The 18,714-nt window shown below is 66.9% G+C and carries 15 protein-coding genes and 1 pseudogene; 3 read left to right on the top strand and 13 right to left on the bottom strand.

The window, feature by feature from the left end; translation table 11 throughout:
- Positions 1-31 precede the first annotated feature (31 nt).
- Positions 32-775, bottom strand: a complete 744-nt coding sequence (locus ACZ46S_RS02575) for a WecB/TagA/CpsF family glycosyltransferase (protein WP_464063253.1) — start codon at positions 773-775, stop codon at positions 32-34.
- A complete protein-coding gene (locus ACZ46S_RS02570) occupies positions 772-1,971 on the bottom strand; it encodes a hypothetical protein (protein WP_464063252.1) in 1,200 nt (399 codons plus the stop codon). The genes ACZ46S_RS02575 and ACZ46S_RS02570 overlap by 4 nt, the downstream gene beginning before the upstream one ends.
- Positions 1,972-2,017: 46 nt before the next feature.
- On the opposite strand from ACZ46S_RS02570, the gene ACZ46S_RS02565 reads away from it, so the two are divergent.
- Positions 2,018-3,064: an acyltransferase family protein gene (locus ACZ46S_RS02565; RefSeq protein ID WP_464063251.1), complete on the top strand. Its 1,047-nt coding sequence runs from the start codon at positions 2,018-2,020 to the stop codon at positions 3,062-3,064.
- Positions 3,065-3,092: 28 nt separating this feature from the next.
- Here the strand turns inward: ACZ46S_RS02565 and ACZ46S_RS02560 are convergent, their stop codons facing one another.
- Both ACZ46S_RS02560 and ACZ46S_RS02555 read right to left on the bottom strand, forming a co-directional pair.
- Positions 3,093-5,204, bottom strand: coding sequence for a polysaccharide biosynthesis tyrosine autokinase (locus ACZ46S_RS02560; protein ID WP_464063250.1), 2,112 nt, complete (start codon positions 5,202-5,204; stop codon positions 3,093-3,095).
- A gap of 36 nt (positions 5,205-5,240) precedes the next feature.
- On the bottom strand, positions 5,241-7,244 hold the full coding sequence (locus ACZ46S_RS02555; RefSeq protein WP_464063249.1) for a ComEC/Rec2 family competence protein: 2,004 nt from the start codon (positions 7,242-7,244) through the stop codon (positions 5,241-5,243).
- A 79-nt stretch (positions 7,245-7,323) separates the two neighbouring features.
- On the opposite strand from ACZ46S_RS02555, the gene gltX reads away from it, so the two are divergent.
- Together gltX and ACZ46S_RS02545 are read left to right on the top strand one after the other, a co-directional pair.
- Positions 7,324-8,718, top strand: coding sequence for a glutamate--tRNA ligase (gene gltX / locus ACZ46S_RS02550; protein ID WP_464063248.1), 1,395 nt, complete (start codon positions 7,324-7,326; stop codon positions 8,716-8,718).
- 109 nt (positions 8,719-8,827) lie between these two features.
- Complete coding sequence (locus ACZ46S_RS02545) at positions 8,828-9,214, top strand: hypothetical protein (protein ID WP_464063247.1); 387 nt, start codon at positions 8,828-8,830, stop codon at positions 9,212-9,214.
- Between the two features lie 193 nt (positions 9,215-9,407).
- Here the strand turns inward: ACZ46S_RS02545 and ACZ46S_RS02540 are convergent, their stop codons facing one another.
- The 9 genes and pseudogenes from ACZ46S_RS02540 to ACZ46S_RS02500 all read right to left on the bottom strand — a co-directional run bounded on the left by ACZ46S_RS02540 (position 9,408) and on the right by ACZ46S_RS02500 (position 18,550).
- A complete protein-coding gene (locus tag ACZ46S_RS02540; protein WP_464063246.1) occupies positions 9,408-10,802 on the bottom strand; it encodes an SPOR domain-containing protein in 1,395 nt (464 codons plus the stop codon).
- 28 nt (positions 10,803-10,830) lie between these two features.
- On the bottom strand, positions 10,831-11,787 hold the full coding sequence (locus ACZ46S_RS02535; protein WP_295740790.1) for a type II secretion system F family protein: 957 nt from the start codon (positions 11,785-11,787) through the stop codon (positions 10,831-10,833).
- On the bottom strand, positions 11,774-12,760 hold the full coding sequence (locus tag ACZ46S_RS02530) for a type II secretion system F family protein (protein ID WP_464063245.1): 987 nt from the start codon (positions 12,758-12,760) through the stop codon (positions 11,774-11,776). Before ACZ46S_RS02530 ends, ACZ46S_RS02535 begins: the two co-directional genes overlap by 14 nt.
- Entirely contained in the window at positions 12,760-14,157 is a 1,398-nt protein-coding gene (locus tag ACZ46S_RS02525) for a CpaF family protein (protein WP_295740787.1), read from the bottom strand. Before ACZ46S_RS02525 ends, ACZ46S_RS02530 begins: the two co-directional genes overlap by 1 nt.
- A 6-nt stretch (positions 14,158-14,163) precedes the next feature.
- A complete protein-coding gene (locus ACZ46S_RS02520) occupies positions 14,164-15,426 on the bottom strand; it encodes an AAA family ATPase (protein WP_464063244.1) in 1,263 nt (420 codons plus the stop codon).
- Between the two features lie 35 nt (positions 15,427-15,461).
- Positions 15,462-15,761, bottom strand: coding sequence for a hypothetical protein (locus ACZ46S_RS02515; protein WP_464063243.1), 300 nt, complete (start codon positions 15,759-15,761; stop codon positions 15,462-15,464).
- A 14-nt stretch (positions 15,762-15,775) separates the two neighbouring features.
- Positions 15,776-17,194, bottom strand: a complete 1,419-nt coding sequence (locus ACZ46S_RS02510; protein ID WP_464063242.1) for a type II and III secretion system protein family protein — start codon at positions 17,192-17,194, stop codon at positions 15,776-15,778.
- A pseudogene (gene cpaB / locus ACZ46S_RS02505) lies at positions 17,194-17,874 on the bottom strand (Flp pilus assembly protein CpaB); the annotation flags it as partial. The gene ACZ46S_RS02510 and the pseudogene cpaB, both read right to left, overlap by 1 nt.
- Positions 17,875-18,043: 169 nt before the next feature.
- A complete protein-coding gene (locus tag ACZ46S_RS02500; protein ID WP_464063241.1) occupies positions 18,044-18,550 on the bottom strand; it encodes a prepilin peptidase in 507 nt (168 codons plus the stop codon).
- Positions 18,551-18,714: the final 164 nt, after the last annotated feature.

The following is an 18,714-nucleotide window of genomic DNA, read 5'->3' as shown; positions in this document are numbered from 1 at the left end:
GACTCCTGCTGGAGGCTTGAGGGATGCGTTGTTATCCGCCCTCTCGCGCCCGATGGCCAGGACGAAATTCAGCCCGCGCCAAAGCCAGCAGCAGACGCGGCCCATCCAGCAGATAGCGCCGGGACAGCCGGCGCGGTTCCTTCGCCAGACGATGCAGCCATTCCAGCCCGGCCCGGCGCATCCAGGGCGGGGCGCGTTGCGCCGTGCCGGCGGCGAAAGCCAGCGCCGCGCCGAAGCAAAGCCCCACCCCGCTGCCGCCCCCCTCGCGCCAGAGCCGGTGGGCGAGGATTTCCTGCACCGGCGAGCCGACCGCGAAGAAACTGATCCGGGGTTGCAGCTGGCGCAGGAAATCCAGCACATCCTCCTGCGCGGCGAGATTGGTGAGCAGCCCCATCGGCGGTGCGTGGCGGTGAAACAGGATCGCCGGATAGCGTAATCGTAGCGCTGCGAAACCAGCCTCCTCCATGCCGATCACGGCAACCCGCATCCCCGCCAAGTGGGGCAGCAGATCCGCGGTGAGATCCGCGCCGGTGACCACGGGCGGCATGGCGCGGCCAAACAGCCCGAGCAGCCGGGCGAGGCAGCGCGAATCAAACAAGCAGAGCCAGGCCTCCCGGTAGAGCGGCCGCAGCCCCGGCTGGCGGCGCAGCCGTTCCAGATGATCGACATTCGGGGTGACGATATAACGGAAAGCCGCCGCGTCCGCCTGTTCCAAGATGGCCGTGCGGACCGTCATCATATCCCAGGTCGCAAAGCGCAGCCCGAAGTGGTTCATGGCGTCCAGCTCACCCCCATCGTCATCACATGCTCATTGGCGGCGCCAAGCTGGGGCGATTGCCGGTCGTTGAAGCCGTAGCGCAGCTCCAGCGCGATGAAGGGGCTGACGTGCCAGGCGACCGTGGCGCCGAGATTGACCAGGGTTTCCCGCAGATCCCCATGCAGATAATCGGCCTGCGAGACCTCCCCCTGCGCCTTGAAGGAGAGCTGTTGCAGCCCGGCGCGCAGCAAGGTGAATTTGGCGGCGCTGAGCGTGTAGGGGAGCGCGCTGACGCGGTCCGGATCGTCCAGCTCGCGGACCAGATTCAGCCGCAGCTCGTCCAGCCGGTCGGGCGCCCAATCCAGCCGGATTTCCAGCGCCGGGGTGAGCAGTGCGGGCCCCTGGCGCGGCAACCGCCCGGCCCCGCCCGCCAGCACCGAGACCGACCAGAGCCCGCTCGCCTGGTCGCGCACCCCGCCGAGGAGGGCGATGTTGGTGGCATCCTGCGCCACGATCCGCCCATCCGAGAGATCCCCGCGCAGCGCCAGCACATAGCTCAGCGGCGCGCCGTCATCATAGGAAAGCCGCAAGGCCGGGCGCAGATCGCTGCGGTCCTGCGCCGGCGAGGCCGGGACGCGCAGCAGGCTGGCGGAGAGGTCCGGGGTGATGGTCAGCGCGGCCTGCGTAATCCTATCGCTCAGCCGGACCTGCGACAGGTTGAAGGGCAGCGGGCGGGCGAGATTGCCAGCCCCGATGGCAAAGCCGGTCTCTGCCCCCCGCACAAAGCCGCCAGCCAGGGTGAGGCTCTGGCGCGCCATGGTGAAGCCCTGCCCCACCGCCAGCGCCGCCATGGTGGAGGATTGCGGCTGGTCCTGCGGATACAGGCTGGGGCTGACCAGCGCGTAGGCGCCGAACCCCGCCACCGGGTCACTCACCGCCAGGCTGGGCGAAAGCTGCACGAGCATCGAGCCGGCGGCGCCGTTCGGCGCGCTGTCATACCCGCCAGTGGCACTCAATGCGGGGCTGAGGCTCAGCGTGCCGAACCGCCAGCCGGTGGCGCCAAGTGCTCGCGCCTGAGGTGGCGTGAGAGCGGGCGCGTCGGGCGCAAAGCCGGGGACGGTGATGGGCAACAGATCATCCAGCATCTGCGCGCCGGCAGCGGCGGGCCAGCAGAGCAGCATCAGGCACAACCAGGATGCGAGATCGCGCGACACGGTTTCTGATACCATTTTAAGTGGAATAATGTTAATAACAAAACAAATGCGCTTTCAGATTTCCGCACGCCGCCAGGATATCGACATGGCCAAGGGCCTCGCCATCATCCTGGTGGTGTTCGGCCATATCGTAGCGCGCCAGGACCCCGCCCAGGTGCAATGGTACGAGCCGCTGCGCCGCGCGATCTATGCGTTTCATATGCCGTTTTTCCTGTATCTGAGCGGCTTCGTGGCGGCGGCGTCGGGCTTTCTGGGGCGCGGGCGGGCCGGTTTTGGCGATGCGCTGAAGCGGCGCGCGCAACGCTTGCTGCTGCCGTTTTTCGCGCTCGGGCTGCTCATTCTCGCCGGCAAGCTGGTGGCGGCGCGCTTCATCGCCGTGGACAATACGCCGCCCAGCCTCGAAGCCGGGCTGGTCGGGCTGTTCTGGCATACCGAAGCCAGCCCGGCGCTGAGCGTCTGGTATCTGTTCGTCCTGTTCGTGCTGGTGCTGGCGACGCGCTGGGCGCTGGACGGGCAAATCGAGCGGCTGGCGAACCTGCTGGCGCTGGCGCTGCTGGCCTATTGGCTGCCGGTGCCGGGCTATCTCTATGCCGACCGGCTGACCGGCTACGCGCCGTTCTTTCTGCTGGGCGCGCTGGCGGGGTTCGCCCAGGCGAGCTGGGAGCGCTGCCTCGCGCGCCTCTGGCGGCCGGCCTTGCTCTGCCTGCTGGCGGGGCTGAGTATCGTCGCGCTATGGGGGCAAGACTGGCCGCAGCCTTTCTACATGCTGCCGCTCGGCGTGATCTCGATGCCGGCCCTGCACGGCGCGATGCGGGCCTTGCGGGCGCAGAGGGCGCGCGCCGCGCTGCTCGCCCTCGGGCGCGCCAGCTTCGCCATCTATCTCGGCAATACCATCTGCATCGGGCTCGCCAAGGGCATGATGCTGCGCCTGGGCTCCTGGAACGGCCGACATTTCCTGCTCTTCGCCCCGGCGCTGATGGCGGCGGGATTGTTCGGGCCGATTTTATGCCGGGCAGCGTGGCTGCTCATCCAGGACCATGGCTGGCCGCCGCTGAAGCCGCGCATGCGCCACGGCCACGAGCACCACAGCTAAACAGGTTACCGGCCGGCCCCTCGCCCGGCTATTTCGTCACATACCCGCCATAGCGTGGGGCGTAGAATTCGGCATCGGTATGGAAAGAGCGGGCATGGGCGGTGGGGTTGACGCGGGTGAGCGCGGCGCCGGCCACCTCGGCCCCGGCCTCGCGCAGCAAATTCAGCGCCTCGCGTGCCAGCCGGCGCGGGGTGCTGCCCCAGCGGATGCACAGCAGAGTCAGATCCGCCATCCGGCAGAGCACCCGCGCCTCCGCCAGGGCAAAGGCCGGGGGCACGTCGAGCAGGATGATGTCGTAGCGCTCCCGCAAGGCGGCCAGCAAGGCCGGCAAGGCAGGAGAGAGAAACAGCTCCAGCGCGCTGGCCCGCTGGCCGCCGGCGCAGAGCAGGCTCAGGCTGGTCAGCTTGTCGCGGCTCAGCGCGTCGGACAGTTGCGCCGTGCCGCGGAGCAGCTCTGCCAGGCCGGGGCGCTCATCCAGGCCGAAGACCCGCCCGAAGCTGGGGCAGCGCACATCGCCGTCAATGGCCAGCACCCGCAGCCCGGAAGCGGCCAGCATCCGCGCCAGCGAGACGCACAGCGTGGTCTTGCCTTCCGCCGGGCGCGCCGCCGTCACCGCCAAAATCTGCCGCCCCGGCTCGCCCAGCCCCAGCCCGGTGCGGATGCCGCGCAATTGCTCGCAATAGAGCGAGAGCGGCGCGGTGATGGCGCGCTCCTCCGGCCCGGCGGCGACCGGCAGCAGACCGTGGCAGCTCACCCCCAGCGCCTCGCGCACGGCATTGCCTGAGCGCAGCGAGCGATCCAGCGTATCGCGCAAGCCCGCCAGCAGCACCCCCAGGCACAGCCCCAGCACGGTCGAGGCGCTAAGGACCATGGCATAATGCTTGGACTCCGGCCGCGCCGGCACCGCCGCCAGGGACAGGATGCGCGCATCCGGCCGGGTCAGCGAGGCATCCTGCGCCAGCTGCCCGGCCTGCAGGGTCATCGCCCGCAACATGTCCCGCCCGGCCTCGGCGCGCTGCTCCAGAGCGCGGACCGGAGCACTCTCCTCATCCTCGGTCTGGCTGGCAATGCGGATATGGGTGAGCGCCGCCTGCAGCGTCCGCACCTGGGCCTCGTCGGCGGCGACATCGGCGCGGGCCGCCTGCATCTCGCGCCCGGCCTCCGCATCGATCTGCGCGGTGACGGCGGATAATTGCGCGCGCGCCGTCACCAGCGCCGGATAAGCGGACCCGTATTCGCTGGCGAGCGACTTTACCTGAGAGGCCAGCTGCGCCTGCTGGGTGCGCAACGGCAGCAGGTTGGGCGCCACGGCGGCGTTGGCGGCGGCGGCATCGCCCCCGGCCTCGGTGGCGGCATCGAGCCGGGCGCGGGCCATCGCCAGCGCCGCCTGCGCTTCCACCAGCGAGGCGGCGAGCCGGCTCGCCGTCTCACCGGTCAAGGTGCTGCCTTGCGTCGCCGCCACCACCCCTGCCCCGGCCCTGGCTTTCGCCAGCTTCGTCTCGGTCTCGTCCAGCTGCTGCTGCACCTGGGCGGAATGCGCCTCCAGCCAGCTTTGCGCGTCATTGAGGGCCTGGAAGGCGACATCGCGCCCCTGGTCCAGATAAAGCTGCATCGCCAGATTGGCCCCAGCGGCGGCCAGTGCGGGGCTGCGGGCCAGGAAGCTGACCGCGATCACCCGCGCCCCCGGCTGCACCGAAACGGCGAGATGTTTCTGCACGGTCTGCGCCAGCGTCGCCGCATCCGGCGCGGCGGGGGGCCGCAGCAGCGAGAGCGGGAAGATGCGCTTGCGCAAAGCCGGGTTGAATTCCGGCAGCTGGTCCAGATGCAGCCGGGTCGCGATCGCCGCCGCCGCCGGCAGAGCGAGCACGATGGCGCTCTGGCTCGCCATCACCGCATCCTGGTTCAGCGCCGTCGCGGCGCTGGCGGCGTTCGCGCCGGGCAGGCTCGCCGCTTCGGGATCATAGAGCAGAATGCCGGTGGCCTGATAATGCGAGGGGCTGAGGCTCAGCAGCAATCCGGCCAGCGCCGGGGCCAGCAGGGTGGAGAGCAGCAGGATCCGCCATTGCCGCCCCAGCCCTTGCAGCTGGTCGGCCAGCGAGGGCGGGGCGGCGACAGCCAAAGGCGGGAGCGCGACACTCATAACGATACATTAACGAAATCAGCTAAGGAAAACAATCTATGGTTGCGGTGACTTCGGCACCCAGGGGCGCGCACCCTCAAAGGCGCGGTCTGTCGCCAGACGGACCCGTTCCGGTGTCACCCAGGCGGCCAGCGCGCCATCCCGCGCGGCGCGGCTGGCATCCAGGATCACCGCGCCGGCACAGCCGGGTTGCGGCACCGGCGAAACCAGCAGGCGCGCCCCCTGGCAGTCGGTTACCGGCACCCCCGCATAAAGCACGGCGCCGATGCGGCAGGTGGCGGCGCTGCAGGTGGATGGCACCATAGTCTCCCCACCCCAGACCGCGCGCCATTGCTCAAGCGTGAAGCTGCTGGCCTTGGGCAATTCCACCAGCAGCACCTGCCCGCTTTGGCGAATGGCGATCAGCCTGGCATCGGCGGAGACCAGCACATCCGGCGGGCGGGCCAGCAGCGAAGCCGCCAGCCCGGCCGCGATCAGCCCTGCCCCCGCCAGCCGCGCCGGCGAGCGCCACAGGCACAGCCAGGCCAGCCCGGCCGCGATCAGCAGGATGGCGCAACCCGGCATCGGCGCCACCGGCAGCAGCGCGTCCGGCCAGGTGGCGATATGGGCGGTCATCCAGACGATGATCGCAATGCCCCAGCCCATCGGCTTGAAGGCCAGCCAGGCCAGATGCAGCTTCAGCAGCGCCAGCCCGACCAGGCCCCAGGGCATGATCCAGAGCGCGGTGAGCGGCACCGCCACCAGATTGGCCGGGATCCAGTAGGGTTCGATCTGCTGGAACTGATAGGCGGAAAACGGCATCGAGGCGCCGCCAGCGAGCAGGCTGGTGAAGGCCAGCTCGACCACATGCATCAGCCCCGCCCCCAGCATGCTGCGCCCGGCATGGAAGCGCCGCCAGATCGGGTGCACCGCTTCATAGCCGGCGATGAGGGCGGCGACGGCGGAGAAGCTCATCTGAAAGCTGGCGGAGAGGATCGCCTCCGGGGTTGCCAGCAGCAGGATCATCGCCGCCAGTGCCAGCCCGCGCAGCGAGACCGCGCGCCGCCCCAGCAGCACGCCGAGCGTCACCAGGCTGGCCATCGCCAGGCTGCGCAAAATCGGCAGATGCGCTCCGGTGAGCAGCGCGTACCCCGCCCCGCCCGCCAGCGCCAGCACGGCGGCAATGGGTTTGCCCGGCCAGTGCAAGGCCAACCAGGCGCTGCGTGAGAGCGCCCAGCGCGCCAGCACAAACACGATGCCCATGACGATGCCGACATGCAGCCCGGCCACCGCGAGAATATGGGCGAGGCCGGAGAGGATGAAGCCCTGGCGCTCGACGGGTGGGATGATCTGCTCATCGCCGGTCAGCAGCGTCACCGCGATGGCGCCGGTGGAAAGCGGCAGCGCGCGCAAAATCTGCGTGGCGATGTCCAGCCGCAACGCCTGCAGCGCATCGCGCCAATGGCTGGGCGGCGCCGGGCGCAGCTGCTTCAGCGGGGTGAGCGCCACGCCGACGCCGGCGAGATTGGCGAAATATTCGTCCCGCCCCTGCTGCCAGCCGCCCGGATAGGCCGGCGGATCAGGCCCGAACAGCAGCGCATAGGCTTTCACCAGCGCCCCAGGAGCGGGCGGCGCGTCGCCCGGGCGCAGCTTCAGCCGGACCAGCCGGCGCAGCGTCGGGCCGTGATCGATCCGCGGGGCGCGCAGCACCACCCGGGCGGTGTTGGGCAGCATCTCCACCCGCGCGACAAAGCCGCTGACGCTGACCACGCCGGACGGGATCGGCGGCATCGCCGGCATCGTAGCGCTGCGATATTCGGCCCGGGCGAAGCCGATGGCCCCCGCCAGCAGCAGCCAGGCCAGAAACCGCGCATAGGGAAACCGCCAGCTCGCCGCCATCGCCAGCAGCGCGCCCACGGGCAGGGCCGCCGCCAGCCAGAGCGGCGGCTCCGAAGGCAGCGCGAAATAGACCAGGATGGCGGCCCCCATGGCGACCGGCAGCAGCAGGATGAAATGCCCCCGCTCCGCCTCCACCCAGCGCGCGAACCAGTCCCGGGCCAATACCACCTCCGATTGTTCCGGATGATTAACCTTTTCGTCCGGCTGGCACAAATCGGCGCAAAAGAGTAACAGCCAGCCCATGAAAGTCCGTACCCGCTTCGCGCCCTCTCCCACCGGCCTGCTGCATATTGGCGGCGCCCGCACCGCCCTGTTCAACTATCTCTTCGCCAGGCATCATGGCGGTGAGTTCGTGCTGCGCATCGAGGATACGGACAAAGCCCGCTCCACCCAGGAAGCGGTGCAGGTGATCCTGGACGGGCTGGACTGGCTGGATCTGAAGGCCGACGAAACCCCGGTGTTCCAGAGCGGCCGCGAGGCAAGGCATGTGGAAGTCGCGATGGAACTGCTGGCGCAGGGCAAGGCCTATCGCTGCTATTGCACGCCTGAGGAGCTGGCGCAGATGCGCGAGACGGCGATGGCCGAGAAGCGCCCGCCGCGTTACGACGGCCGTTGGCGTGACCGCGACCCGTCGGAGGCGCCGGCAGGTGTGAAGCCCGCCATCCGCCTGAAGGCCCCGCGCGAGGGCGAGGTGGTGCTGAATGATCTGGTGCAGGGCGAGGTGCGGGTGAAGAATGCCGAGATGGATGACATGATCATCCTGCGCTCGGACGGCACGCCGACCTATCTGCATGCGGTGGTGGTGGATGACCATGACATGGCGATCACCCATGTCATTCGCGGCGATGACCATCTCACCAACACCTTCCGCCAGATCCAGATCTATGACGCGATGGGCTGGGAGAAGCCCGAATTCGCGCATATTCCGCTGATCCATGGCGCCGACGGCGCCAAGCTCTCCAAGCGCCATGGCGCGGTGAGCATTCTGGAATTCCGCGAGCAGGGCTTCCTGCCGGAGGCGCTCTGCAACTATCTGCTGCGTCTGGGCTGGGGCCATGGCGATGCCGAGTTCCTGGGCCGCGACGAGCAGATCGCCCTGTTCACGCTGGACGGCGTGGGCCGGGCGGCCAGCCGCATGGATTATGCCAAGCTCACCCATCTGAACGGCATGTGGCTGCGCCAGGCCGACGATGCGCGGCTGCGCGACGATGTGGTGGAGCGTCTGGCCAAGGCCGACATCACCGTCGGCACCGCCGCCATGCAGCGTATTTTGGCGCTGATGCCGGGCTTAAAGGAGCGCGCCAAGACGCTGGAGGAGCTGAGCAATTCCGCTGCATTCCTGGCCCGGGAGATCCCCCTGCCCTTCGAGCCGAAGGCCGAGGCGCTGCTGACCTTGGAGAATCGCGAGATGCTGGCGCGTCTGGCCGGTATTCTGGACGGCACCGATTTCACCGCCGAGGCGATCGATGCCGCCCTGCGCGCCTTTGCCGAGGCGGAGGGGCGTAAGCTCGGCCAGGTGGCGCAGCCGCTGCGCGCCGCGCTGACCGGCAGCACGATGAGCCCGGGGATCGACGCGACGCTGATCGCGCTCGGCAAGCCCGAGGCGCTGGCGCGCATCAGGGCCGTTGCCGCCTGAGGGGTAATCCGTCTCATCGTTCAGATCGCGTTCATGCAAACATCCCGGCCGCGCCCCCACATCGGGTTGTGAGCCGGGACGACCCGGCCAATTAAAACGGGAGTTTGCCATGAAACGCTTTTTCACCACCGCGACTTGTCTTCTGGCCATCGGCGCCGTCACCCCGGCCCTGGCACAGACCACGACCACCGGCTCAACCAACACCATCGGCAGCCATTCCACCGCCGGGATGGGCACCACCGGAGCCGGCATGGCCCCCTCCGGCGGCAATGGCAGCGGCATGAAGGCCGGCACCGCCGGCACCGGCTCCAACAACATGGTCGGCAGCCAATCCACCGCGGGCATGGGCTCTGGCGGCTCCAGCATGTCGATGGGGACGGCTGGCGGCAGCTCATCCTCCAACGCGATGAAGAGCGGCACCAATGGCTCCGGCGCCAGCGGCATGACCGGCAGCCAATCCACCACCGGCATGGGCACAACGGGTACCAGCAAGTAGTCGGATTTGGCCTGAGGTCGCCAAAGTTTTTGAAATTGCTCGCCAAAATGAAAGCTAGAGCATTCAGCTAAAAGCTGAAGGCTCTAGGTGACAAAAGGCCGGATCGCCCCCAGCGGGGGCGTCCGGCCTTTTGTCCTGACGCCGCTTTTTTGCAAAAAAGCGGCACCAAAAAACTTTTATAACCGATTCATTTTCAAAAATTCGCCACCGTGCAGGCATAGCCGGCGGAGGAAACTTCGCCGCAGAACCGCGCCGCATCGAGCTGGCTGGAAAAGCCGGTGACGCGCAGGCGGTAATAGGTGGCACCCTTCACATTCGCCTCGACGATATCGGGCGATTTTCCGGCGAACAGCGAGGGTGCCGCGGCGCGCACCTTGTTCCATTGGTGCTGCGCGGCCTCCTGGCTCGGCAGCGCGCCAAGCTGCACCGCCGCCGGGCCACCGGGGCTGGTATGCACCGGCGCCGGGCCGGCGGGGGGCGGTGTGTAGCGCATCGCCACCGGCGTGGGGGCCGGGGTTGCGGCCGGCATTGGCGGTGTCGCCACCGGGCCGGGTGTCGAGGAGGATATCGCCCCTGGGATCGGCGATGGGCCGGAATAGGCGGCGTTGGGGTCGCCGCTGGTGGGAATAGCCGCACTCGGCTTCGGCACCGGCGCTGGAGCCGGCACGGGCGCCACCGGCACGGGCGGGACGAGCGGCGTTGGCGCGAGCGTGGTGGTTTGGGTTGTCACCTGGGTTGTCGTCACCACCGGCTGGGTCGGTGCCGGCGGCGGCGGGGGCGGAGGTGTCTGGATCGAGCTGGCGATCAGCGCCGAGAAACCATCCATCGCCTGCTGCACCTGTTCGGGGGGCAGATCGATCGCGAGCACCTGCCGCGCCTCCTCATCCCGCCCCGCCGCGATCAGCGCCGCGGCGTAATCCTCGCGGATTTTCGGCGTGGCGCTCTGGCCGCTGGCCAGCGGGCCGAGATAGGCCAGAGCTTGCGGCCCATGTCCGGAAAGCGCCAGGGAGAGGCCGAGATTGACCTCCGTTGCCATGCTGCCGGGATTGGCCAGCAGCGATTTCTGATAAGGCTCGACCGCGCCGGCGAAATTGCCTTGCAGGTCGCGCGCGATGCCGAGATCGCTCCAGGCCGCGGCATTGCCGGGATCGGCGTTCACCGCCGCGATGAAAGCCTGCTCGGCCGCCGCCGGATCGCTCTTCAGCAGGCAGCGCCCCAGGCCGGTTTCCGCCGGGCTGGATTTGGCGTCGTATTTCAATGCGACGGAATAGGCCGCCTGCGCCGGCAGGCAGCGATTCAGCGCGTAATAGGCATCGCCCTCATGCACCAGCGCGTCGACATTGTCCGGATCGTCCTTGAGGATCGATTGCGAGATCGACAGCGCCATGTTCGGATCGCCGCCGGCGATGGCCGCATCCGCGACATTCAGCGTGTTCGGCCCGACGGACCCGCTGGGCGCGTCCGCCGCCACCTGAGACCCTGGCTGGCTGCACGCGGCAAGGCCGAGAACCATCGCCGCCGCGGCGGAACCACGCAGCAGGCGGCGCAGGGGATAGCCTGATCGAGCGAAGGCGCAGGGGGTCATCATGTCTCTTCTTCGGTACAAGGTTTCATGTTCAGTGATGGGCCAGCACGGCCATGACCTGGATCACCGCCGGCCCGCCAACGATCAGGAACACACAGGGCAGGATGAAGACGATCATCGGCAGCGTCATCAAGGTGGGCAGCTTGCCGGCCCGATCCTCGAAGCGGATCAGCGCCTCGGCGCGCAATTCGGCGGAGAGGGTGCGCAGCGCCGCCGTCAAGGGCGTGCCATATTGCAGCGACTGGCTCAGCGTGGTGGCGAGCCGCTTGAGCACTTCCAGCCCGGTGCGCTGGCCCAGCGAAAACATCACGCTGCGCATATCCGCGCCGATCTGCAATTCGCGCGAGGTCTGGGTCAGCTCCTGCGCCAGATCCGGGTTGAGCTGCGAAATCTCCTGGGCGACGCGGGCAATGCCGGCCTCCAGCGCCAGACCGGCATCGGCGCAGATCACCAGCATGTCCAGCGCATCCGGCACGCCGCGTTCAACCTGTTCGAGATGCCGGGTGCGGATATTCTTCGCCATCATATCCGGCAGCAACATGCCGACCACCGCGCCGCCGCCGACCTTCAGCACCAGCCCGATGGTGGAGACGAAAATATTGTGGAAAGCGAAATAGAGCAGCAGCGGCAGCAGAAACAGGCCCAGCACCTTGGCGCCGACGAACAGGCCGATGCCGCGCCCGCCGCGAAACCCCGCCCCTTCCAGCGTCGCGGTCATCTCCGCGAGGGTTTTGCGCGACAGCAGGCCGGACCGGGCAACGGCCATACCAAAGGCCGAGACCAGACGCACCAGCGCCGAGCCTTCCGGCTTGGCTTCCTCCAGCAGCGTGGCGTTGCGGCCATGGATGGCGAGATCGATCCGCTTGCCGAGCCGCTGCGCGCGGGTCAGGGTATGGTTCAGATAAAAAACGCCAGCCGCCAGCACCAGCAAAGCGAACACCATGCCGGCCAGCAGGACAACAGGGGGAATGGCGCTATTTGAGAACATTGCTGATCATGAATTGAATGACGCCCATGCCGGCGGCGAGCAGCAGGATCGCCGCGCCAAGAATGGCCTCGCCGCCATCGGTGGTGAAGAGAATGCGGATATAAGCGGGCTGCAGCCAGAACAGCCCGGCACCGGCCAGGAAGGGCAGCACGGTGAGCACCATGGAGCCCATGCGGGCTTCGGCGGTCAGCGCGTAGCCGCGCGATTTCAGCGCCACGCGCTTGCGGATCACATCCGCCAGCGTCTCCAGCGTCTGGGTGATGCCGCCACCGGAACGCGCCTGCAGGGTGATGGCGGTGGCGAAGAATTGATACTCGGTTAGCTTCACCCGCTCGGAGAGCTCACGCAACGAAACATCGAGCGGAATGCCGATGCTCACCTTGTCGGCCAAAATGGTGAATTCGCGCTTGGTCGGCTCCATCGAATCCTGCGCCACCGTGCGCAGCGCCTCGCCGATGGGGATACCGACGCGCACGCAGCGCACGATGATGTTCAGCGCATCGGGAAATTGCTCGATCAGCTTGGCGTTGCGGCGATTCTTCAGCCAATTGAAGATGAAACGATCGATCAGATACCAGAGCACCGGCGTGCCGACATATTTCGCCAGCAGCCAGATGCTGGGATATTTGCCCAGAGGGTGCGAGGCGAGCCACATGATCACCAGCGTGACAATCGCGGCCAGAGGCGGCACCAGCCACCATTTGATCGGATAGGTTTCCGCCTGCTGCAGATCGACGCCGATCAACGCGGCGGCTTTTTCCTTGATCTGATCCGCGCGCGAAACCTGGCGCACCAGACGCAGCTCTTCATCGACCGTGGTGATCGGCGCGGCGGTGGAGGTGGTGGCGGCCGTGAGCCGGCGCTTCAGCCGCTCCTCGCGGTCATGCGCCCCCACCAGATTGAGCGTGACCGCCACCGTCGCGATCGCGAGGATGATGACCAGCCCAAGCAGGATGAGCAGCTGATGCAGCATCAATTTTCCTCCAGCGCCGCCATCCAGGCCCGGTCCAGCCCGTAATATTGCAAGCGTTCCTGGAAGGATGAGCGAATGCGGCTGACCTCGTAGCGCCCGATCAACCGGCCATTCGGCGTCTCGCCGGTGATCTCCAGCTTGAAGATATCGTTGAGCAGCTGGGTTTCACCCTCGATCCCGGCGATCTCGGTCACCTGCACCACACGCCTTCCGCCATCGCGCTGGCGTTCGACCTGAATGATGAGATTGACCGCGGCACAGACCTGCTGGCGGATGGCGCGCGGCGTCAGACCCATCGAGGACATCTGCACCATATTCTCGATACGCGAGAGCGCGTCACGGGTGTTGTTGGCGTGGATGGTGGACATCGAGCCATCATGGCCGGTGTTCATCGCCTGCAGCATGTCGAAGGCTTCGGCGCCACGGGTTTCGCCGATGATGATCCGGTCAGGGCGCATACGCAGCGCGTTGCGGACCAGATCGCGCGCTGTCACCTCGCCCTTGCCTTCCAGGCTGGCGGGGCGGGTTTCCAGCCGCACCACATGCGGCTGCTGCAGCTGCAGCTCCGCCGCATCCTCGACCGTGACGATACGCTCGGTGGCGTCGATGAAGCGCGACAGCGCGTTCATCATCGTCGTCTTGCCCGAGCCGGTACCGCCGGAGACGATGATGTTGAGCCGGCAACGCGCGGCGATTTCCAGAACCCGGGCGATCGGCGCCGTCATCGCGCCGAATTCGATCAGTTTCTTGAAATCGATCGGCTTCTTGGAGAATTTACGGATCGAGATCGATGGCCCGTCGATCGCCAGCGGCGGCAGCACGATATTCACGCGCGAGCCATCCTTCAGGCGCGCATCGCACATCGGGCTGGCTTCATCGACACGCCGGCCGACCGAGGCGGCGATGCGCTGGCAGATATTGGTCAGATGCGCCCAGTCGCGAAACCGCACCGGCACCTGCAGCAATTTACCCGAACGCTCGACAAACACATGGTCCGGGCCGTTGACCATGATGTCATTGATGCTCTCATCCAGAAGCAAGGGCTCCAAGGGCCCCAGCCCGAGCATGTCGTCCACCAGCTCGGTCGCCAAGGCGCGCTGCTCGCGGGCATTCAGCTGCACGCGCTTATCGGTGGCGAGATCGGAGATCAGCCGTTCGACTTCGATCAGCAGCCGTTCCGGCGGCAAGGCGGCGACGGCGGTGGCGTCCATGCGCGCCAGGCACATATTGCGCAGCTCGGCGATTTCGGCCCGCACCGAGGTGCTGGTATCGGCCGGAAACCGGCTGACCTCTGGGGCGGGTGCGGCGGCTGGCGCGGCGGCCAAGGCCGGCATGGCGGCCGCGGCTTCCAGCTCTTCCCGGCGGCGGCGTCCAAATACCGGCATGCTGTCAGACATTGCCGGTTATCCCTTGCTGAAGCCGAGCATTTTGAACAAGCCGCCGCCGCGGCCTGGCAACGCCAAGCTGCCCTCGATCTCGTCGCGATTGGCCACGAAGCCGATTTCACGGGCCAGATCCAGAACCGCCTGGCGGAACGGGCCCTTATTGGTCACCGCCGGCTCGCCGAAACTGGCACTTTCATTGAGCTGCTTGGGCATGTCCGGAATGGTGATGTGGATTTTCAGCTCCAGCGCCTCCTCGATCTGCTTGCGCGACAGCCCGCCCGGGCGGCCCAGCCGGTTCAGGACCACGGTCGGGCTTTGCGGCTGCCAGGGGCCGTTGGGCAGCGCCAGCAGCCTGATCGTATCGCGCACCGAGGCCAGAGACGGGTCCATGACGATGACGCGGTGATGCGCGAATTCGATCAGCTCGCGATTGCAGGCCATCGGCAGGAAAGGCACATCCATGAAGATGAAATTATAGCGGATGCGCAGCGCCTCGATCAGCCGGCGGGCGGCGCCAGCGGTGTAATTCATCGGCTCCGCCAGCTTCTCCTCGGAAGCCAGCACATGCAGGCGCTCCGCCACTGGCTGGGCGGCGCGCTCGACGAACAGCGGATCGATGCGGTCCGGCGTTTCCAGCGCCATGCGCAGGCCAGGGCCGGTTTTGGCGCCCAGCAGCAACGCGCCGGAGCCCATATGGATATCGGATTCCAGGAACACGGTATGGCGTTTTTCCACCACGCCCAGCAACCAAGCCAGATTGCCGGCAATGGTGGTCGCCCCGACCCCGCCCCGCGCGCCCATCACCGCCACCACGCGCCCGCCGCGTGTGGCGTCGTCGCCGATGGATTTGCGGGTGATCAGCGGGGCGAAATGCCGGGCCACGGCCTCGCGGGTGATCGGCTTGAACAGATATTCCATCACCCCCATGCCGCGGGTAATGTGGCGGTAGAAATCCACCTCCTGAATATCGCCGACCACCAGCACGCGCACACCCGGCTCCACCACATCGGACAATTCGCCCAATGCCTGCAGCGGCTGCTCCTCACCGGCGATGTCGACGATCAGCACTTCCGGCGTCGGCAGCTTGGACATGGCGGCGATGGCGGTGCGCACCGTGCCGCGGCGCACATCCATGCCGCCGCCAGCCGCGGTGATCAGCGTATCGCGCAGAACCTGTTCGCTGACAGTGTCGCCGATAAAGGCCAGAACGGTCAGCCGGTCCGTGCGGTTGCTCATCCTGCCGGACTCGGCGAGCCCGCCCATCGCGCCCTGGGTGCTCATATCACTGCCCCTTCCGTCCTGTGCATGCCCGTCTCCTAGCCGCCGCTACTGATCGACGTGGCCGGCGAGGTCGCCTGCACCGGCGTCTGAATGCCGGTGCCGGTGCCATTCGTGGTCGCGCGCTGGACGCCGCCGACGGCGAGGATGCCGCTGCTGCCCGGCTCGCCATGGCCGCTGATCAGATCGGCCTTGTTCGCCACCTGCTGCGCCGTCGCCTCATTGGAGGCGCCGGTCATGGACCAATTACCGGGACGGTCGAACGGGTTGAACGCCCCCTGGCAACCGGCCAACGCCAGCAGCGCCAACAGACAAAACAGCGAGGCGGGTTTGGTCATGGTGGGGCGCTCCATCATTGCACCATGAAGCCGGCATTGCCGGGGATGCTGGTGCTGGCCTGATCGGTGCCATTATTGCGGAGCAAAAGAATGCGCTGCAGATCATTCGGCGGCGACCAGCCATCGTCCGGCGAAGCGATGCTGTTGGGGTTGTTGACCGGATTGACGATATAAGGTGTCACCGTGATCACCAGCTCCTGCTGCTCGCGTTGGAAGGCATTGCCGCGGAACAAGGCGCCCAGGATCGGGATCTCGGAGAGACCGGGCAGACCATTGCTGACCTGATTGGTGGTATCTTCCAGCAAGCCCGCGATCGCCATACCCTGGCCCGAACCGAGCACGACGGTGGAGGACGCGGCGGTCACCGTCAGCGAGGGCACCGAGAACACCTCCGAGCTGCCGCCGGAGCTGACCGTGGAGGCATTGGAACTGTCGATGGTGCTGATCTGCGGCGATACCTGCAGGGCGATCCGCCCATCGGAAAACACCGTCGGGATGAAGGAGAGCAACACACCATAATTCTTGAAGCTGACCGTCACCGTCGAGCTGCCGCCAGTGCCGCTGGAGGAGACCGGAATCGGAAACTGCCCGCCCACCTGGAAATTCGCCTGGGTGCCGGAGAGCGTGGTCAAAGTCGGCTCGGCCAGAATATGGGCAAGATTATCCGTGGCCAGCGCGTCGATCACGCCTTCGAAGGTGCCACCCGGGAAGGTGACGCCCACACCGCCCGCCGTGGTCGAGGCGAGCGAGCTGGCGGTCGAGGCGGTGCTGCCGGTCAGTGCGAATTTGCCGATTGAAATCGCCGAGGAGCCGACATTGCTCCAGTTGATGCCAAGCTCGCGCGTCACCTCCCGCGACATCTGGGCGATACGCACTTTCAGCTCCACCTGGATCGGCTGCGCCACGGTGAGGTCGTTGGTGACCTTGCCGCTCGGCGAAATCAGCTTGGCCTGGCTCATCACCTTGTCGGCATCCTCGGGGCTCTGCACCGTGCCGCGCACGACGATGCCGCCCTGCTCCGATTCGGCGGTGACGCCGCTGCCAGGTGCCACCACCCGGGACTGGGTTTCGATGCGCTGGCCCGCATAGCCGGACTGGTTCACCGTGACCGAATATTGCGCGATTCGATTCCCGGCGGCGTCGGTGGCGACGACATCGGTCTCGCCCGCCGTCTTGCCGAACACGAACATCGAGCCGGGGCTGGCCGGGCGCACCGAGGCGATACTGTCATCGGCGACGAACAGATTGGCGACCGGGCGCGGCAGCTTGATCAGCTTGCCCTGGCCTTTCGCCAGCGTAATGCCGCCATAATAAGCGGGCGGCACAACCTGCGCCTGTTGCGTCGCGGCGCCGCTACCGGTTGCGGTTTGCGCCAGAGCGGCCGGCGCCAGGGTGGAAAGCGCCAGCACGGACGCCGTAAACAGACCGCGCATCAGAACTTGAACTCCCCTGTCGTGCCTGAAGAAATCACATTGACCGTGGTGACGGTCTGTTGCGCCGGCTGCGCGGCGGAAAGAGCCGGCGAAACCTGACCGGCCCAGACCGGGCCGGGCGTCTGTTGCGGTGCCGACGCGCTGGTCGGGTTCGCGGCGGAATGCACGATCAACGACAATTTGCCGAGATTGACCGCGACCAGGCAGCGCGCCGCCTGCTCGGGCGTGACCTCGAGCGTCACCGTCGAGGCCGGCTGATTATTCGGGCCGCCGCTGCCATTGCTGGCGTTCTTGATCAGTTCCTGACCGGTGGCGATCACCCGGACATTGCTCAGCACCGTCTCGGCGGCGATGCTTTTGCCATCCGGCGCGCCGGAAATGCTCTGGGTCAGCAACACATCCACCTTATCGCCCGGCCAGATCAGCCCGTCAGCGCCGGTGACGTTATCGACCGCCACCGTCACCGCCCGCATACCGGGGGCGAGCACCGCGGCCAGGAAGCCGTGATCGCCAGGATGGATGACCCCGCTGTTCAGAATCACCGCGCCCTGGGCGATCGGCGATTTCACCATCGCGCCGGTCAGGGAGCTGCGATTGCTGGGGGTGTCGATCAGCGCGTCCGGCGGCACGGCGCTGATCAGCATCGAGCTGCTGGTAATGTTGCCGGGCTGGATGAGCGCGCCGCCGGAGAGCGGCCCCCCGCCACCAGCACTTGTTCGGTCGGCGGCGGGGCCGCGGCGACCGGGGCTTTATGGCCCTGGTTGAGGATTGAATATCCAAAGATAACGACAGCGGCCAGCGCGGCGATCAGAACAGCGAATATGCCGAGGCGAAAGACCATTGGCCACCTTATGTTTCAAAAAAGCGTGGCAGGATTGCCACGAGAGCGCCACCGGCAATGGCGCAGGCATAGGGAAGCGGGCCCCGGCGACGGATTCGCCACCGCTCCGTGCGCAGGGCACGCGTCAGGCGTGAGCCTTCGCGTGAAGCGGCCGGTTTTCCCACGACGAGGGATAATAAAAGGTAAAGCAGCCCAAGAACGCCGCCTAGCAGCATGACATCGGCCAGAAACATCAATTGCGAGGGCCAGCCCGGGGGCACCAGCAGCGTGGTCGCGGCCCAGAGCTTCACATCGCCGCCGCCCATCAAACCCAGCGACCAGATGCCGAACAGGGCGATAAACACCAGCAAAGCGGCCAGCAAGGCGGGGAGCAGATCATGCTCAAGCAACCGCAGCCCGAAACCGGTGAGAAGAACCAAAGCTGAAACGGAATTGGGCACCGTTCGCACAGCGACATCATGCGCCGCAGCATAGACAAGCAGAGCAAGCCCCAAGCCGAAAAAGGCGGTGATCATATCCGCCTCATGAATTTACGTCCCAGGATCGTCATCAGCTCCGCCCTTTAACGCCCCGTAAATAGGCCTTTATCCGAGTCTGCTTAAAAAAAGCGATAAGGTTAACAAAAACCCACCGAAGCAAGATCTCGGCGTGACATTTTCAACACAACCTACACCGTACA

This window comes from Acidocella aluminiidurans (genome assembly GCF_055383125.1).
The sequence above is the reverse complement of the archived record's forward strand: the minus strand, read 5'-3'. Positions and strand labels throughout refer to the sequence as shown.

Bases quoted from the DNA above. Each gene is read 5' to 3' on its own strand.
- ACZ46S_RS02575 (WP_464063253.1), bottom strand. From the start codon at position 775: ATGAACCACTTCGGGCTGCGCTTTGCGACCTGGGATATGATGACGGTC.
- ACZ46S_RS02565 (WP_464063251.1), top strand. From the start codon at position 2,018: ATGCGCTTTCAGATTTCCGCACGCCGCCAGGATATCGACATGGCCAAG.
- ACZ46S_RS02560 (WP_464063250.1), bottom strand. From the start codon at position 5,204: ATGAGTGTCGCGCTCCCGCCTTTGGCTGTCGCCGCCCCGCCCTCGCTG.
- gltX (WP_464063248.1), top strand. From the start codon at position 7,324: ATGAAAGTCCGTACCCGCTTCGCGCCCTCTCCCACCGGCCTGCTGCAT.
- ACZ46S_RS02545 (WP_464063247.1), top strand. From the start codon at position 8,828: ATGAAACGCTTTTTCACCACCGCGACTTGTCTTCTGGCCATCGGCGCC.
- ACZ46S_RS02540 (WP_464063246.1), bottom strand. From the start codon at position 10,802: ATGATGACCCCCTGCGCCTTCGCTCGATCAGGCTATCCCCTGCGCCGC.
- ACZ46S_RS02535 (WP_295740790.1), bottom strand. From the start codon at position 11,787: ATGTTCTCAAATAGCGCCATTCCCCCTGTTGTCCTGCTGGCCGGCATG.
- ACZ46S_RS02530 (WP_464063245.1), bottom strand. From the start codon at position 12,760: ATGCTGCATCAGCTGCTCATCCTGCTTGGGCTGGTCATCATCCTCGCG.
- ACZ46S_RS02525 (WP_295740787.1), bottom strand. From the start codon at position 14,157: ATGTCTGACAGCATGCCGGTATTTGGACGCCGCCGCCGGGAAGAGCTG.
- ACZ46S_RS02520 (WP_464063244.1), bottom strand. From the start codon at position 15,426: ATGAGCACCCAGGGCGCGATGGGCGGGCTCGCCGAGTCCGGCAGGATG.
- ACZ46S_RS02515 (WP_464063243.1), bottom strand. From the start codon at position 15,761: ATGACCAAACCCGCCTCGCTGTTTTGTCTGTTGGCGCTGCTGGCGTTG.
- ACZ46S_RS02510 (WP_464063242.1), bottom strand. From the start codon at position 17,194: ATGCGCGGTCTGTTTACGGCGTCCGTGCTGGCGCTTTCCACCCTGGCG.
- ACZ46S_RS02500 (WP_464063241.1), bottom strand. From the start codon at position 18,550: ATGATCACCGCCTTTTTCGGCTTGGGGCTTGCTCTGCTTGTCTATGCT.